Origin of the sequence: Nitrosovibrio sp. Nv6, from assembly GCF_900110495.1 — a bacterium.
Lineage (GTDB): Bacteria > Pseudomonadota > Gammaproteobacteria > Burkholderiales > Nitrosomonadaceae > Nitrosospira.
On record NZ_FODX01000007.1, the window covers coordinates 86768 to 103956 of the forward strand.

Annotated in this window: 17 protein-coding genes; 12 read left to right on the top strand and 5 right to left on the bottom strand. The window is 53.8% G+C overall.

Annotation, left to right across the window (positions count from 1 at the left end):
• Positions 1-17 precede the first annotated feature (17 nt).
• The 5 genes from BMX66_RS13185 to miaA form a co-directional block, all read right to left on the bottom strand.
• The gene (locus BMX66_RS13185) at positions 18-365 is read right to left on the bottom strand and encodes an acyl-CoA thioesterase (protein WP_090882955.1); all 348 of its coding nucleotides are present in this window, start codon (positions 363-365) and stop codon (positions 18-20) included.
• A gap of 142 nt (positions 366-507) precedes the next feature.
• Positions 508-2361 carry an AMP-dependent synthetase/ligase gene (locus BMX66_RS13190; protein WP_090882957.1) on the bottom strand — a complete coding sequence of 618 codons (1854 nt, stop codon included), beginning with the start codon at positions 2359-2361 and terminating at the stop codon, positions 508-510.
• A gap of 87 nt (positions 2362-2448) precedes the next feature.
• Positions 2449-4791, bottom strand: a complete 2343-nt coding sequence (locus tag BMX66_RS13195; protein WP_090882959.1) for an acyl-CoA dehydrogenase — start codon at positions 4789-4791, stop codon at positions 2449-2451.
• A 64-nt stretch (positions 4792-4855) separates the two neighbouring features.
• Complete coding sequence (locus BMX66_RS13200) at positions 4856-5221, bottom strand: BON domain-containing protein (RefSeq protein WP_090882961.1); 366 nt, start codon at positions 5219-5221, stop codon at positions 4856-4858.
• Between the two features lie 64 nt (positions 5222-5285).
• Positions 5286-6209, bottom strand: coding sequence for a tRNA (adenosine(37)-N6)-dimethylallyltransferase MiaA (miaA, locus tag BMX66_RS13205; RefSeq protein WP_218142101.1), 924 nt, complete (start codon positions 6207-6209; stop codon positions 5286-5288).
• Between the two features lie 305 nt (positions 6210-6514).
• On the opposite strand from miaA, the gene BMX66_RS13210 reads away from it, so the two are divergent.
• From BMX66_RS13210 to BMX66_RS13270, 12 genes are all read left to right on the top strand, one after another.
• Complete coding sequence (locus BMX66_RS13210) at positions 6515-7633, top strand: 3-deoxy-7-phosphoheptulonate synthase (RefSeq protein ID WP_090883099.1); 1119 nt, start codon at positions 6515-6517, stop codon at positions 7631-7633.
• A gap of 62 nt (positions 7634-7695) precedes the next feature.
• A complete protein-coding gene (locus tag BMX66_RS13215; protein WP_255398960.1) occupies positions 7696-8688 on the top strand; it encodes a cobalamin-binding protein in 993 nt (330 codons plus the stop codon).
• A 219-nt stretch (positions 8689-8907) separates the two neighbouring features.
• Positions 8908-9852: a 4-hydroxy-3-methylbut-2-enyl diphosphate reductase gene (gene ispH, locus BMX66_RS13225; RefSeq protein WP_090882968.1), complete on the top strand. Its 945-nt coding sequence runs from the start codon at positions 8908-8910 to the stop codon at positions 9850-9852.
• A gap of 477 nt (positions 9853-10329) precedes the next feature.
• On the top strand, positions 10330-10854 hold the full coding sequence (locus BMX66_RS13230) for a KdsC family phosphatase (protein ID WP_090883101.1): 525 nt from the start codon (positions 10330-10332) through the stop codon (positions 10852-10854).
• Positions 10851-11432, top strand: a complete 582-nt coding sequence (lptC, locus tag BMX66_RS13235) for an LPS export ABC transporter periplasmic protein LptC (protein WP_090882970.1) — start codon at positions 10851-10853, stop codon at positions 11430-11432. Before BMX66_RS13230 ends, lptC begins: the two co-directional genes overlap by 4 nt.
• Positions 11433-11444: 12 nt before the next feature.
• Positions 11445-11987, top strand: coding sequence for a lipopolysaccharide transport periplasmic protein LptA (gene lptA, locus BMX66_RS13240; protein ID WP_090882973.1), 543 nt, complete (start codon positions 11445-11447; stop codon positions 11985-11987).
• 25 nt (positions 11988-12012) lie between these two features.
• The gene (gene lptB, locus BMX66_RS13245) at positions 12013-12735 is read left to right on the top strand and encodes an LPS export ABC transporter ATP-binding protein (RefSeq protein ID WP_090883103.1); all 723 of its coding nucleotides are present in this window, start codon (positions 12013-12015) and stop codon (positions 12733-12735) included.
• Positions 12736-12783: 48 nt separating this feature from the next.
• Positions 12784-14250 (top strand): RNA polymerase factor sigma-54, encoded by a 1467-nt coding sequence (locus tag BMX66_RS13250; protein ID WP_090882975.1) that lies wholly within the window; start codon positions 12784-12786, stop codon positions 14248-14250.
• An 18-nt stretch (positions 14251-14268) separates the two neighbouring features.
• On the top strand, positions 14269-14598 hold the full coding sequence (gene hpf / locus BMX66_RS13255; protein WP_090882976.1) for a ribosome hibernation-promoting factor, HPF/YfiA family: 330 nt from the start codon (positions 14269-14271) through the stop codon (positions 14596-14598).
• An 84-nt stretch (positions 14599-14682) separates the two neighbouring features.
• A complete protein-coding gene (gene hprK, locus BMX66_RS13260; RefSeq protein WP_090882978.1) occupies positions 14683-15651 on the top strand; it encodes an HPr(Ser) kinase/phosphatase in 969 nt (322 codons plus the stop codon).
• A 14-nt stretch (positions 15652-15665) separates the two neighbouring features.
• Entirely contained in the window at positions 15666-16505 is an 840-nt protein-coding gene (gene rapZ / locus BMX66_RS13265; RefSeq protein ID WP_090882980.1) for an RNase adapter RapZ, read from the top strand.
• 33 nt (positions 16506-16538) lie between these two features.
• A complete protein-coding gene (locus BMX66_RS13270; RefSeq protein ID WP_090882982.1) occupies positions 16539-17147 on the top strand; it encodes a flavin prenyltransferase UbiX in 609 nt (202 codons plus the stop codon).
• Positions 17148-17189: the final 42 nt, after the last annotated feature.

Sequence of the window (17189 nt, forward strand, 5' to 3'; positions counted from 1 at the left end):
TTCGATCCCGTTTTATCTTATTCCGGCGGAACGACGCGCGGCCTGCGGTTTTCGTCTACCGCCACGTAAGTCAGCACCGCCTCGGTCACCATGCAGCATATTTCTTCATTGCCATGACGCAATCCCCGCTGGGAGTAAACCACGACATCCACGGTAATGGATGTACGTCCAACCTTGACGATGCTGGCATAGAAACTCACGACATCCCCGACAAACACCGGCTGTTTGAACACGAAGGAATTCACCGCCACCGTCACCACGCGGCCTCGGGCCCGGCGGATTGCCGGAATGCTGCCGGCAATGTCGACCTGTGCCATGATCCAGCCGCCGAATACGTCCCCGGCATAGTTCGTATCCGTCGGCATTGGGACCAGGCGCAGTATCGGATCTCCCCCTTTGGGTAGCGATGTGGGTAGCGATGTTTGAATTTCTGCCTCAGCCTTCACATTTATGCCTCAAGTGTCGCGGTTTCCTGAATGGGGGAGTGAAACGTGACCCATCATCCGGCTAATGTCCCTCGTAGAGCCGTTCCACTTCAGCGCGGTAATGGTTCAGCACATGCCTGCGCCGCAATTTCAGGGTAGGCGTCAGCATATGGTTCTCGATAGTCCACGGCTCCTTCGCCAGCCCCACGCGGTATATTTTCGCATAGCCGGGAAATTCTTTTATCTGCCGGGCGATTCGTTCCAGCAAAATTTCTTCAAGCGAATGATCCCGCACCAGACGCCGCCAATCGCGATCAAGGTTATATTGCCCGGCCATGTTTTCCCAATTGCCGGAATTCAGGACTACCAGCGCGCTTAAATATGAACGGCCTTCGCCAATTACCATCACTTGATCGAATAGCGGATCACGCAAAATCGCCGCTTCCATATTCGCGGGCGGAATTTTCTCGCCGGTAGACATGACGATGATTTCCTTCAGGCGTCCGGTGATGGTTACCCTGCCATGCCCATCGATACGGGCGATGTCGCCGGAGTTGAGCCAGCCGCCAGGCATCATTACTGCCTTGGTGGCCTCCGGATCGTTCCAGTAACCCAGCATTACGTTGGGGCCGCGAATCAGCAGGGCATTGTTTTCACCAAGTTTTACTTCCACTCCCGGAATGGGACGGCCGACACTGGTGGGAACGTTGTCATCAGGCGTGTTGCAGCATACCACCGGGCTACTTTCTGTCATCCCATAGCCTTGCAGAATGGGAAGTCCCAAACCGATAAAAACCCGTGAGACATCGCCGGATAAGGCTGCGCCACCGCTCATTGCCATGCGCAGCCGTCCGCCCAGCTTGTTCATTACCTTCTTCGCCACCAGTTTTTCCAGCAGTGGCCACAACAGATGGGAAAAATGCCGGGGACCACGCCGCTGCTGATACTCAAAGCGACCATAGCCGATATCAACTGCCAGCTCGAACAGTTTTCTGCGCAAGGCAGGCCCTTCCGCGAGCGCGATTTGAATTCCCGAGTAAATCCGCTCATAGATTCGGGGCACCGAAATCAGAATAGTCGGCCGGATGGTCCGCAAATCGTCCTGCAACAGGTGAACAGAACGGGCGTAAGCGACAGTCGCCCCGCGCATAATGGGGACATAGTAGCCGACTGTTCGCTCGAAGGTATGCGATAGCGGCAGAAATGAAAGCAGCAGATCGTCCTGTCTGATAGGCACGACCTGGAGGGAGCTGTAAGCATTGGTAAGGATATTGTAATGGCTCAACATTACGCCCTTGGACCGGCCGGAGGTACCCGAGGTATAGATGATCGTGGCAAGTTCATGTGGATCACGATCAGTACTTTGTACCGCTTCAGCTTCTTCCGGCGGCCGCTCCGGCATCTCTTCCCCCAATCTGTCCGGCAGCCAGTCATGCAGCGCGAGCACGAGGTCGTCGCTGGGTTTTCTGGGACTCGCCTGGATCGTAATGACACGTACCAGACCACCGATCTGATCCCGCACTTCGGAAAATGCTTGCCACTGCGCCAGTTCTTCCAGCAACAATACCTTGACACCCGCATCATGCAGGATATAGGCGGCGTTTTCCGGGCGATCCGCGGTATAAAGGGGTACAAGCACGAGTCCGAGTCTGAGCGCCGCATGCTCGAACATCACCCATTCCGGGCAGTTTCTTAACATCACCGCCACCCGGTCGCCGGGGATAAGCTTCTCCCGGGAAAACGCAGCTTGCCAATGTGCGATGCGTTCATCCATCTGCGCCCAGGTGAGATCACGCCATTTGCCGCTCGACCGGTCGTAATCCCGGTAGGCGACCATTTCGGGCGAACGACGCACCCGTTCGCGGAACAGGCCGTCTAGCGTTCGAGCGGTTTCTACGGGGATAATGTCAGTCAGGTCGGGTTGTCCGGTTTGCATGATGTTTTCCGTATACTGCTATTTTTAACTTGGCGGGATTATTCCGGCTAGCCTTTATCCTGTCCATGCGCCCACTCCATGCGCCACTCATGCAGTTGATTGCGCCGGCGCAGCTTCCGGCACGATGACTGATGCGCCGTCAAAATCCGGAGGAAAATCGTCTACCATAATGACACGGCGGCGCAATGATTTCATTTCCCCCATCAGCTCCAGTTCCGAAGCGGTGATGACTCTCTGCTTGAGAGCAGCCTCAATTCTCTCGTCGCCCTGGGCCGGAATTCGGCCTGTCTTGACCGCGGCGCGCAACTTGGCTTCCACGGCATCGCACACCATTGCGCACTGGAGGGCCTGTTCCAGAATGCCCAGCGGCTCGTCAGCGGAGGCTGGCAGGTAAATGCCCGCCGTTAGCCGGTCGCGCGCTTCCCCTGGGGACAGCATCAGCTTGGCTACTTCATGACCCAGCTTATCCGAAGGCGGTGAAAACGGCTTGCTCCAGGGGAATATCATAAAACGCAGCGCTCGCCCCGCGACAACGCTACCAGGAAAATTATCGAGCAATCCCTCGAATGCCTGCTGCATGCGATAAAGCGCATCTTGCATGGCCCAATGCAGCAGGGGTAAGTCCGCAGCGGGCCGGCCGTCGTCTTTATAACGTTTGAGCGTTGCCGAGCACAAATAAAGCATGCTGAGAATATCGCCAAGACGGGCAGATATTCTTTCCTTCCGCTTCAAGGTTCCCCCCAGGATCAGAAGGGAGATATCGGCGAGAAAAGCGAAAGCGGCGGAGAAACGCATCAGTTGGCTGTAATAACGTTGCGTTTCAGGGCCCTCGCTGCCGGGAGCAATCGCAAGAGTGCCGCCGGTAAGTCCATGCAGCAGGGTGCGCAAGCCATTGCCGAGAGTGAAAGCAACGTGTCCGCTGAATGCCCGGTCAAATTGCACGGAGGCACGTACCGCATCGGCATCGTTGGCAGCCTGTATTTCCTTCAGCAAGTACGGATGGCACCGTATGGCTCCCTGACCGAAAATGATCATATTTCGAGTGAGGATATTGGCGCCTTCCACTGTGATGCTGACGGGGATATGCTGATAGTTGCGTCCCAGATAGTTGCTGGGCCCGAGACAAATACCCTTGCCGCCGTGAACATCCATGGCGTCGTTTATCGCCTGGCGTCCACGTTCAGTAAGATGATATTTGACAATGGCCGAGATGACCGAGGGTTTTTCGCCCAGATCCACCGCCCCCGCCGTCATTATCCGCGCTGCATCCATCATGTAAGTGTTGCCGCCGATTCTTGCCAGCGCTTCTTCAACGCCTTCAAAACGTCCGATTGGCATCTTGAACTGCACTCGTACTCTGCCGTATGCGCCAGTGGTGCGCGCTGCCAGCTTGGCCGCACCGGTGCTGGTGGCAGGCAGGGAAATCGAACGCCCGACTGCCAGGCAGTTCATCAGCATGCGCCAGCCGCTGCCCACCCCTTCGAGCCCCCCGATTACCCATTCCATCGGGATGAATACGTCTTTCCCCGAATTGGGGCCATTCTGAAAAGCGGCATCGAGCGGGAAATGGCGCCGGCCGATGCTTATGCCCGGCGTGCTGGTGGGAATCAGCGCCAGTGTAATCCCCAGGTCCTTCTCGTCGCCCAATAGCCCATCCGGATCATGCAACTTGAAGGCAAGGCCGAGGAGCGTTGCGACCGGCCCCAAGGTAATGTAGCGTTTTTCCCAGTTGATCCGTATGCCCAACACGTGTTCATCGCCATTGAATTCGCCGTGGCAGACAATGCCGGTATCGGGAATTGCGCCCGCGTCAGAGCCTGCATCCGGTCCGGTAAGCGCAAAACAGGGCACTTCCAGCCCTTTTGCCAGGCGTGGCAGATAATGATTTTTTTGCTCTTCCGTACCGTATTGCAACAACAGCTCTGCTGGCCCCAAGGAATTCGGCACCATCACCGACACTGCCGCGGTTCCGCTGCGCGAACTGATTTTCATGACCACCTCGGAATGCGCCAGTGCCGAGAAACCGTGGCCACCATATTGCCGGGGGATGATCATCCCGAAAAAACCATTGTCCTTGATGAATTGCCAGACATGGGGCGGCAGGTCATAAAGTTCACGCGTAATTCGCCACTCGTCCAGCATCGCGCACAATTGCTCGACCGGGCCGGCAAGAAAGGCTTTTTCCTCCGCGCTGAGTTTCGGTTTGGGATAAGTCAGCAACTTGTTCCAGTTCGGCCTGCCGCTGAACAATTCTCCATCCCACCATACCGTTCCCGCATCCAGCGCTTCCTGCTCGGTCTGCGAAACCTGCGGCAGGATTTTGCGGAAAATTTTGAGCATGTGGTTCGAAATGAGCGCGCGACGCACCGGCGGAACGAAAAGAATAACGCCGATAATCAGAACCAGCATCAGAAGCAGAGAAGAAATCAAGATAATTTTCCTGCGTAGTTTTGCGACAGCTGTATCACTACCCTCTACGGGACTTCGGATAAAATCAACTACCCGCTGTGTCTGCTGGCGCAGCCCCGCTTCTTACGCTCATTTTATTGTCTACTTTCTTGACGCCTTCAGCCATCCACGTGAGCATGTTTACCCGCTCCAGCTGGGTTTCGTTGTCCGCAAAACCGCTGAGCATAACCTTGCCATCGTTTGCCTCGACTTTGACATCCAGATGTCTTACCTCGGGGTCGGCCAGTAACGCAGCCTTTATCGTGCTGTTGAGGGTGCTATCGTCTACCTGCCCCTGTGCTGGAGGCTCCACCCAGGATTCATGCACTTTTTCGGATTTTCCGCAACCGGCGACCGACAAGGCGCCGACAAGGGTTACGGCTAGAACAATCAATCCGTATCTATCGTTCATTTTGTTTTTCCTTCAGAATTTATTTAAAGAAATATCAACCGAGCCGTCAAACAAATCATCCCGATTATGAAGCCTCTGCAGGTTTCAAGCCAGTATCCAGGAGGTATCTGCGTATCTGTTGCGGCAAATTTTCTTCCAGGCAATCGAATTCCTGTATTTCTTTCATGGAACGCAACCAGGTGAGCTGGCGCTTGGCCAGTTGCCGTGTGGCGGCCAGTGCCATTTCCTGCAGTCTTTCCGCATCGATTTCTTTTTCCAGATACATCCATGCCTGCCGATAACCGACGCAGCGCATCGAAGGACTCTCATCGTTCAGATCGAATTTATCACGGATTGTGCGGACTTCGTCGATTAATCCCAGTTTGAGCATTTGCTCGAAGCGCTGCGCAATGCGTTGATGCAGCAACCCGCGATTAGAGGGAATTAGGGCGATCTTGGTCACACGATAAGGAAGAGAAACGCGTCTGGGCTTCTTCAGTATTTCCGACATGGGCTTATCGGTGAGATAACACACTTCAAGCGCGCGCTGAATGCGCTGGCTATCCGCCGGCTGAATGCGCGCCGCACTGACGGGATCCAGCCGCGACAACTCCTTGTGCATCGCGATCCAGCCGTGTTCTTCTGCTTTGGCTTCGATCATCGCGCGAACGCCGCTGTCTGCGGAGGGAAGCTCCGAAAGACCGTTTAGCAGAGCCGTGAAATAGAGCATGGTCCCGCCGGTCAGCAGTGGAATATTGCCTTGTTGCGTAATCTCGCGCATCGCGGCAAGTGCGTCAGAGAGGAATTGCGCCGCGGAATAACGCCCATCCGGCTCAATCAGGTCGATGAGATGATGCGGCACCGCAGCCCGGGATTCCGCGTCGGGTTTCGCCGTACCGATATTCATGTGCCGATAGACCTGGGCCGAGTCCACGCTGACGATTTCCACCGGCAAATACCGGGCGATTTCCAGCGCGATACCGCTTTTGCCGCTTGCGGTAGGACCCATCAGAAATATTGCCGGCGGTTGGTCGGCCGGATGCGGATTTTGGACTTTTATGCTCTGCTGTGTCACAGGTAAACGGTGCGGACCGGCTTATGTTGGTAGCGTGACGCCCGCAAGGCCATCTTTTGCTTTTTTAACGAAGCCTTTCAGATCGAGGAATGAATTTCGGGTTCCTATTTATGTAGGAAAAAGTTATTAAACGCCATATTCAATTGAATGGCAAGCATCGGTTTTTTCGGTTAGAATTCCGTTTTTTCGCACGCCATGCCTTCAACGCACTCCGGTTTGCCGATACCCGATACTACCCCATGATCCTTGTTCTGAACCCGGATACTCGTCCGGATAGCCCCGAATATAAGCAGTTATTGGCGCATCTCGCCAATTTACCCGGTATTTCCACGCGCGTGCATACTGAGGTCGGCATCGAGCAGACGCTTACCGAGGTGTATCTGATCGGAAATACCAAGCCACTCCCCGTCGAGGAAATGCAAAACCTGCCTTGTGTCGAGCAGGTTGTCCGAATCTCGGAGGAGTATCGTGTCCTCGGGCGGCACAAGAACGATCACCGGTCCACACACTTCAACTATAACGGCGTGCGCTTTGGCCAGGATACGCTGAACGTGTTCGCCGGGCTATGCGCGGTGGATACGCTGGAGCATGTCGAATCGATGATGCAGGCGTTACGCGACAATGGGCAGGTGTGCACGCGCATGGGAGCCTATAAGCCGCGTACCAGTCCGTACTCGTTCCAGGGCCACGGCAAAGCCTGCTTGCCCTACGTGTTCGAGCTGGCCGGGAAATACGGCATCAAAGTGATAGCCATGGAAATCACTCATGAATCTCATGTGGAAGAAATTTGTGAGGCGCTTTACCGGACAGGCAATTCAACGGGTGTGATGCTGCAAATCGGCACGCGCAACACGCAAAATTTCGAACTGCTGAAAATCGTCGGACGCCAGCAGGAATTTCCGGTACTGCTCAAGCGCGGCTTCGGCATTACATTGGATGAATCGCTGAACGCCGCGGAATACCTGGCTTCCGAGGGCAACCGCAAGGTCGTCTTTGGCCTGCGCGGCATGAAAACCAATATGGCCGATCCTCATCGCAATTTCGTGGATTTTGCCCATGTGCCGGTGGTCAAGCGCCTGACGCGGATGCCGGTTTGCATAGACCCTTCGCATTCCGTGGGCCTGCGCGCTTCTTCGCCCGATAACCTGCTCGATATCATGCACGTGACCGCCCAAGGGGTGATTGCGGGCGCCAATATGGTACTGGTGGATTTTCACCCCGTACCGGGCAAAGCCCTCGTGGACGGCCCGCAGGCGCTGCTGATCAGGGAGTTGCCGTTCTTTCTGGAAGATGTTCGCATCGCGCGTGAAGCTTATGAACAACGCGTCGCTCTGGCTGGACGTTATCAGGAGCCGTAGGCTCCATTATTTTCCATAAAATATTCTTAAAAAACGCGAACTCATAAATATCCGCATTGGGAATGCCCGTCCACCTTGCCATGCTTCTCGATAAGATACGGCGCAGCATTTTAATATTGCTGCTTGTATTTTCCGCATCACTTTGGTCTTCTATGGGCGTTGCGGGCGCTGTTGACGTTGCGGACGAAGCTTCGCCGCTCATTTTTCCCATTAATCTGACCGATGACCGTGGCCGCAGCGTCCGTCTGGAACATTTTGCCGAGCGTATCATTTCCCTTTCTCCGCATATCACTGAACTGGTATTCGCAGCAGGAGCCGGGGACAAACTGGTAGGCGTCAGCCGTTACAGCGATTACCCCGCCGCCGCCAGGTCTATTATGGATGTCGGCGATTCATCCAGCCTTGATCTGGAGAGAATTATTGCCCTCCAGCCTGACTTGGTGATTGCATGGCGAAGCGGCAATGCCTCAATGGATATCGGGAAGCTGGAGAAACTGGGCATCACTGTTTTTGTCACTGAAGCATCCAGGCTGGAAGATGTTCCGCGGTTGCTGCGGGCAACCGGCAAGCTGGCGGGAACCTCAACGCGCGCGGGACCAGCGGCGAAGACCTATGAGGAGGAGTTGCAGCGAATCAAGCTGAACTATGGTGGACGTCATAAAATCAGCGTATTTCAGCTGATCTGGCATCAGCCGTTAATGACGGTGAATGGCAATCATGTTATCAGCGATATCATCAACATTTGTGGAGGCGCCAATATATTCGCGTCCGCGCCTTCCTTGACACCGGTGATATCCGCCGAAAATTTACTGGAAGCCGATCCTCAGGCCGTTATCAGCAGTGTGCAGCTTGAATTGGCTGAAACTGGAACGAAGCAGTTGTTGCGCGGTTTCCCGGACATCAGCGCAGTCAGGAACGACCATTTGTTTTTTGTGCATCCCGATCTCTTGCATCGCCAGGCTGTTCGAATGCTGCAAGCAGCAAAAACAGTCTGTGCGAAGCTGGAAAGCGTTCGGTCAGACCAGGGGAAGAATGTTTTTCAACAAGGCATTTAACCTCGCAACAATAAAAGGGAATTTTGAGGATGCCTCAAGCGGAGCCGATTTCCTTTAAGTCCGACAGGTTGTTAAAATAACGGTCCACGGCTTTTGCCATCGGATTATCGAACCATTGTGCATATGTGGACTCCCACGGAGTGTGCAGTGGTTGCTGAACCGCGAACAGTACCGTGAGCATTATCGGTGCTTGAATGAAGTTTTTATGGAGAATGACCAATGATCAAGGTATTGCTTGCAAATCCTCGCGGTTTTTGTGCCGGAGTGGATCGTGCGATAGAAATTGTCGAGCGAGCGCTGAGTATGCATGGGGCGCCAATTTATGTACGCCACGAGGTGGTGCATAACCGCTTCGTGGTGGAGAATCTGGAGAAAAAGGGAGCTGTATTTGTCGAAAATCTCGATGAAGTGCCCGTTGGCAGCATTCTGATCTTTAGCGCGCATGGGGTTTCCCATGAGGTACGGCGAGAAGCCGAGGCGCAACAGTTCAAGGTGTTCGACGCCACTTGTCCGCTGGTGACCAAAGTCCATATTGAAGTGGCAAAAATGCGGGAGCAGGGAAGGGAAATCATCATGATCGGCCACGCAGGACATCCCGAAGTAGAGGGCACGATGGGACAGGCTGAAGGAGACGGCCCTTGCATGTACCTGGTGGAAACAGAAGAAGATGTTGACAACTTGCAGGTCAAAGACCCGACTCATCTGGCCTATGTTACCCAGACCACGCTTTCGGTGGATGATGCGACGCGGGTGATCAAGGCTTTGAAGAAGCGCTTTCCAAAAATTACCGGGCCAAAAAAGGACGATATTTGCTACGCGACCCAAAACCGGCAGGATGCCGTCAAAATGATGGTCAAGCAGTGTGACCTGGTAATTGTGGTTGGCTCACCCAACAGTTCCAACTCCAACCGGTTATGTGAAGTTGCAAGGAATGCGGGCGTGGACGCATATATGATAGATCGCGCCGAGCAGTTGCAGGAGAGGTGGCTGAAAGGAAAAGACCAGATCGGTATCACCGCCGGCGCTTCCGCACCAGAAGTACTGGTGCAGGAAGTCATTTCGAGACTGAGACAGATAGGAGCAGGACAAGCGGGAAAGGAAGTGGTGGTGGAGGAACTGAGTGGCGTGGTTGAGTCGGTGGTATTTCCGTTGCCCAAAAATTGATCGGCGTCTTGCTCATCGGATATTTTCCATAAGATAGAACCGGAAGCGGTTGGCCGCCATATCAGCGCGCTTGCTCCCGTTATTAGGGGGAGGACCGCCTCTGGTTCTGGTACAATTCCCTGTTGCGCGCCGTCTGCCCATCGCCAGAATATGGCAAGCTACCACCACCGCCGCCGTTGGACTGAATAACCTTACGTTCCCGCGTCTACAGCGCCCTACTATCATGCCAGGTGCCAAGCGCCAAGCGCAGGTGTTGCCTGGGCAAGAAGCCGTCATTCAGATCTTCTTCTCCGCATTCATCTCAACCGCAGTATTGGGCAGAAGTCATACATCACGGGCAGGGAACGGAGGTGAATGCCGCTGCTGATACCGAGGGCGCAAGGCAGCGAGGGCATGAGGGCCGGTTGACCTGTTACACATCCGGAAAATTTAACTATTTATTTGAACCGCGACGAGCAATCAGCCGTTGTTATATCGATGCAATACCTACTGGAAAGAGCCAGGAAGATCCGTACAGTTATCTTCGACGTTGACGGAGTACTTACGGATGGAAGCCTCTATCTCACAGATGGCGGCGAGGAGATCAAGGCATTCAACAGTCACGACGGCCATGGTCTGAAAATGCTCAGGGCGAGCGGAGTCAAAATCGCCCTCATCACGGGCAGGCAATCGCGCTGCGTGGATTTGAAAGCAAAAGACTGGGGCGTCACAACTGTTTATCAAGGCGCGAAAAGCAAACTGCCTGTATTTGAAGCGTTGGTGAAGGAACAGGAACTGGATGCTTCCGCCTGCGCATACGTAGGTGACGACCTGATAGATTTGCCGGTGATGTTGCGCTGCGGTCTTGCCATCACTGTGCCCGCTGCGCCTGCCCTGGTGAAAAAACATGCTCATTATGTCACCCGTCTTGAAGGCGGGCGCGGCGCAGCACGCGAGATCTGCGAAATGATCATGCATGCTCAGGATACGTTGGATACCCATTTGGCGACATATCTTAAATGACCAGCCGCCTCCTTTTCGGGGTCCTTCTCGTCATACTCGTCTTGCTGGCAGCGTTGTCATTATGGCTGAATCAGCCGGCTCGGGCGCCTTCTCCGACACAAGACAACGGATTGCGCCGCACTCCCGATTATGTGGTGGAAAATTTCTCGGCCATTCGCATGGGAAGTGAGGGCATTGCACGCCACACCCTCATAGCGAAAAGAATGACTCATTATCCGGATGACGATACCACAGACGTGGAAAACCCTCATTTTATCGATACCGAGTCCGGCAAGCCGCCGGTGCAAGTGACAGCGGACCAGGCGAAGATGTCTGCCAACGGCGAGGATATTTATTTGACGGGTAACGTTACGGTATTGCGAAATGCAGGTAAAGGCCGAGCCGAGACAACCATGAAGACCAGCTTGCTGCATCTCATACCGGATGATGACATCGCTAAAACCGATAAGCCTGTTGTTATCACCGAAACGAATGCGATTATCAAAGCGGTTGGCATGGAAATGAACAACCGTACCAATGTCACCCGCCTGTTGTCACAGGTAAAGGTTGTCCATGATAAGACACGCAAGCCGCTATAACGCGAGACAGGCATGAAACCGTTTTTTGTCATATTTTTTTTAGGTATGCTGTTTGTGGGCCCGGTACTGGCTGAGCGAGCCGATAAAGACAAACCCGTCCATCTGGAGGCGGATCGGGCCACGGTACAGGATGCCAACAAGCTTGCCACATTTACCGGCAACGTAGTGTTCACGCAGGGTACGCTGGTTATCCGCGCCGACAAGATGACAGTGAAAGAAGACGCGAATGGGTTTCAGCACGCCACTGCTTTCGGTAACCTCGCCAGTTTTCGGCAAAAGCGCGATGGCAAGGATGAGTACGTCGAGGGCTGGAGTGAACGTATGGAATATGACAGCAAGACTGATACAGTGGAGCTTTTCAAGAAAGCGAGATTGAGACGCGGACAGGACGAAGTACATGGCGACTATATTTCGTATGATGCTATCAATGAGTTTTTTCAGGTAACAAGCAACAATGGCGATAACGCGAGTACCCAAACCCATTCCGAGGGGAGAGTGAGAGCGGTCATCCAGCCGAAGAAGAAGGAACCTAAACCGGACACCGGGAGCCCATGAAATGGAACCGCCAACAGTTCCAAAAATGAGCGAGTTCAAAGCCAATAATTTAAAAAAGCGTTATAAGTCCCGGACTGTGGTGCAGGATGTTTCGCTTTCTGTTCGTAGCGGTGAAGTCGTTGGCCTGCTGGGGCCCAACGGTGCGGGCAAAACCACCTGTTTTTACATGATGGTGGGTTTAGTGCCGCTGGATGGGGGTAGCATCTGCCTGGACGATGGTGATCTGAGCCAGATGCCGATGCATCTGCGCGCACGGCTGGGCCTGAGTTATCTGCCGCAGGAGGCTTCAATCTTCAGACGGCTGTCCGTGGCGGATAATATCCGCGCAGTACTGGAATTGAAGAATTACACAGCAGATGAAATTCAGCAGCATCTCGACGATTTGCTGCATGATCTGCATATCAGCCACATACGTGCGAGTCCCGCTATCAGTTTATCCGGGGGAGAGCGCCGCCGCGTGGAAATTGCACGCGCGCTGGCAACGCAGCCACGGTTCATCCTGCTGGATGAACCATTTGCAGGTGTGGATCCCATTGCCGTGCTGGATATTCAGAAGATTATCAGGTTCCTCAAGGAGCGCGATATCGGCGTACTCATTACGGACCATAATGTCCGGGAAACGCTGGGCATTTGTGACCATGCGTACATCATCAGCGACGGGAAAGTGCTGGCTAGCGGTATCCCCGACGAAATCATTTATAATGAAAGTGTGAGAAAAGTATATCTGGGAGAACATTTCCGGCTGTGAAAATAAACATTCAACCCTGAATCTGGTTTTACCGTAGTTTTCCAAATTATGAAGCCTACTCTCCAGTTCAAGCTGTCGCAGCACCTGACGCTTACCCCGCAGTTGCAACACTCCATACGGCTGTTGCAGCTTTCGACAGTCGAACTGAACCAGGAAATAGAACGCATCGTTCAGGAAAATCCGCTTCTGGAGCTGGACGACAATGCGGGAAACGATGCCATAGACTATCGGAACACCTCGCTTGATAGCCTTGCGGAGCCGCTCGCTGACCTGATTGAGATTTCGGACGATGGCGCCAAGCTGCTCCCTATTGAAGATGATCCCTACGAAAAAAAAGCCGCGGATGAGCCGGACTGGTTCTCGGATGACGGGCCGTTTCGCCACACGCGTGATGACGATGATGAGCGTGATTTTCCGCAGCAGGCGGCGGAGCCGCCAAGTCTGCGGGAGCATCTCAACTCGCAGCTAAGTCTTAGCCAGGTCCCGGAGCGCGACAGGAAAATCGTTGGTTTACTGATCGACAGCCTGAACGATGACGGCTATCTTGTCCAGGACCTGGAAGAACTCGTTGATCTGTTGCCGCCCGAGCTTGCGATCGATATTGATGATCTGCACATCGCTCTCGAATATTTGCAACATCTGGATCCCCCCGGCGTCGGCGCGCGTAACTTGAGGGAATGCCTGGTCATGCAATTACATGCACTGCCGGAATGTACCCCTTATCGGGATCAGGCGTTGCAGCTGGTGAACAACCATCTCGACAGCCTGGCGTCACGGGATTTTTGCACGATCAAAAAGCTGTTGCATTGCGACGACGAATGTCTGCGTTCGATCCAGCACACGATTACTCGCCTGAATCCAAGACCGGGTACGGCATTCAGTTCAGCGGTGGCCCGTTACATCATACCGGATGTGATTGTGACAAGGGTCAGCGGCGCCTGGGTAGCCAGTCTTAACCCCGAGGCCATGCCGCGCCTCAAGATCAACCGGCTCTATGCCGACATTCTGAAACGTTGTCATGACGATTCCGCGCGGCGGTTGTCCAGCCAATTACATGAAGCCAAATGGCTCATCAAGAACGTGCACCAGCGTTTCAGCACCATTCTCAAGGTATCTTCGGCCGTTGTCGAACGCCAGCGTCAATTTTTTGAGCATGGGGCGGTTGCCATGCGGCCGATGGTATTACGGGAAATTGCCGATACGCTCGACTTGCATGAATCCACCATTTCACGGGTGACCACACAGAAATTCATGCGGACGCCGCGTGGCATATTCGAATTGAAGTATTTTTTCGGTAGTCACGTGGCAACCGATACCGGCGGCGCCTGTTCCGCCACCGCCATTCGCGCTTTAATCAGGCAAATGATAAGCGCCGAGAATTCGAAGAAACCGCTGAGCGATAGTCAGATTTCAGAAATTCTGGGACAGCAGGGTATTATGGTTGCCCGCCGCACCGTAGCAAAATACCGGGAGTCCATTCAGATTCCTCCCGTTAATCTCCGGAAATCGTTTTAACCCACCCAGGGAGGCACGATGAATCTCAATCTTACCGGCCACAACGTTGAAATCACTCCCGCCTTGCGTGATTACGTGAATTCGAAGCTCGCGAGGATTACACGTCATTTTGACAACGTTATTGATATCAGCATGGTATTGTCGGTCGAAAAACTCAAGCAAAAGGCCGAAGCCAATGTACACATACGTGGCAAGAATATTTTTGTAGAAGCCGCCGACGCGGATATGTATGCTTCCCTCGATAGTTTGGCGGATAAACTTGATCGTCAGTTACTCAGGCACAAGGAGAAGAATGAAAGCTATCGGCATGATGACGCATTGAAGAATCAGGAAGCGGAGCCTGAGTGACGATGACCGATTCAGGATCACCGCTGTCGGGACAATGACCGATTTTCTTTATCTCCTGTTAATTTAGAAGGCAATCCCATCCAGATGTCCGGAATCGACGCTGCACAGCTGTTTGAGGACAAACGGCAAAAACTGAGTCTGACCTGGGACGCCGGTAGAGATGGGGGTGGCAGTCATCTCGATAATGAGTCCATCGCGCAGTCGACGCAGGGGATGATTGGCCACCTCAACTTCATCCATCCCAATTGGATACAAGTACTCAGCGAGACCGAAGCCGAGTATCTCGACGCGCTTGACGCCGCTTCGCTGGAGCAGCATATGCAGCGACTGGCGCAAAGTCGCCTGTTGTGCATTATTGTAGCGGGCGGCGCCTCGATACCAGCCTCGATAAGAAATCTGGCAGACACTACTCATACTCCTCTTTTCTGCTCACCATACTCCAGCCTTGAGGTGATCTGGGTATTACGCCCATATCTGGGGCGCGTCCTCGCTCCTTCCTGTAGCCGACACGGTGTGCTGCTGGATGTTCTGGGACTCGGGGTGATGATTACCGGCGAAAGCAGTGTCGGGAAAAGTGAATTGGCGCTGGAACTTGTGAGCCGGGGCCATGGGCTGGTTGCGGACGATGTGGTGGAACTTTATCGCATTGCGCCGGAAACGCTGGAAGGTTGCTGCCCTCCAATGCTGCGTGATTTTCTTGAAGTGCGCGGACTGGGGATGCTGAACATCCGGACCATTTTTGGCGAGACCGCAGTCCGCCGAAAAAAAAACATGAAGCTCATTGTGCATTTGCAAAAACCCAGCAGCGCTGATCTTAATGCCATGGAAAGGCTGCCGATCAATGATGTTACCGAAAACATTCTGGACGTTAATATCCGAAAGGTAATCATTCCGGTTGCCGCTGGGCGAAATCTGGCGGTCCTGGTAGAAGCGGCGGTGCGTAATTACGTTCTGCAGCTACGCGGTATCGACAGCGCCCAGGAGTTTTTCTCGCGGCATCAACTGGAAATGGAGAATGGGCAAAATAAGCAGCTGCCTGAAAATGAACCGTGAAAAAATTTTGACAAATGCAGTTGATCGTCATCAGCGGCCTTTCCGGCTCCGGGAAGAGTATCGCGCTTACTGTTCTGGAAGATAATGGCTACTATTGTGTGGATAATCTTCCCGCAAACCTGCTGCCTGAGGTAACGGTTTATTTAAAGGAGTCCGGACACGAACGGGTGGCAGTCAGTATCGATGCCAGGAGTCGGGAAACGTTACATCTGTTGCCGCAACAATTGGCTGATCTGAGACGGCAGGGAATGGAAGTGCACCTGCTATTTCTTGAAGCTAAAACCGACACTTTGGTAAAGCGTTTTTCTGAAACCCGTCGTCGCCATCCATTGAGCGACAATCAGTTAACCCTGCCCGAATGCATACAGCTGGAGCGCGAAACGCTGCGTGAAATACACGATCTGGCCAACCGCATCGACACCAGCGACTTGAGCGCCAGCTCCCTGAGGGCATGGATAAGAGATTTCGTCGGGCTCGATCATTCGCGTTTGACGCTCCTGTTCCAGTCGTTTGGCTTCAAACACGGCATTCCTCTGGATTCCGATATGGTATTCGATGTTCGCTGCCTTCCCAACCCGCACTATGAAGCGCTTCTGCGCCCTCTTACCGGAAAGGATGGCGGGGTAATCGAATTCCTTGACGCGAATGTCAGCGTCAATCGAATGTTCGAGGACATCAAACGATTCGTGGATGACTGGCTCCCCTGTTTCATTCGCGACAATCGAAACTACCTCACTGTCGCTATAGGCTGCACCGGCGGGCGCCACCGCTCGGTTTATTTCGTGGAACGGCTGGCACGGTATTTCACAGAGAATAATCAGGTTCTGGTGCGCCATAGGGAGTTGGATGCGTAGAGTCGGGTTGAATACAGAAGAATAAGCGTCTCGATGAATACAACAAAAACAATTACGCTTGCTTATACCGGCGCATCGGGGATGCCGTACGGCGTGCGCCTGCTGGAATTGCTGCTGGCCGGCGGCAATAGGGTTTACCTGCTCTATTCGCAAGCGGCGCAGATTGTCGCGCACCAGGAGATGCAACTGGTGTTGCCGTCTCGTCCGAAAGAAGCAGAGGAATTGTTCAGCCGGCGCTTTAATGCCGCGGAAGGACAGCTGCGGGTATTTGGACGCGAGGACTGGTTTGCACCGGTTGCCTCAGGCTCCAATCCGGCGGATGCCATGGTTGTGTGTCCATGTACAATGGGAACGCTCGCCGCCATCGCTGCCGGACTAAGTCAAAAGCTGATCGAGCGCTCGGCGGACGTGATGCTGAAGGAAAATCGCAAGCTTATTCTAGTGCCGCGTGAAACGCCGTTTTCCTCCATCCACTTGGAAAATATGCTCAAGCTTGCGCGCAGCGGAGCGATAATCATGCCGCCCAACCCTGGCTTTTATCACCATCCGGAAACTGTACAGGATATGGTGGATTTTGTGGTGGCGCGTATACTCGATCATCTTGGAGTAGCGCAGTCTCTCATGCCTCGTTGGGGCGAGTAAAATTAGCTGATTGACGTAACTGAAATCGATATCGGCGTTTGC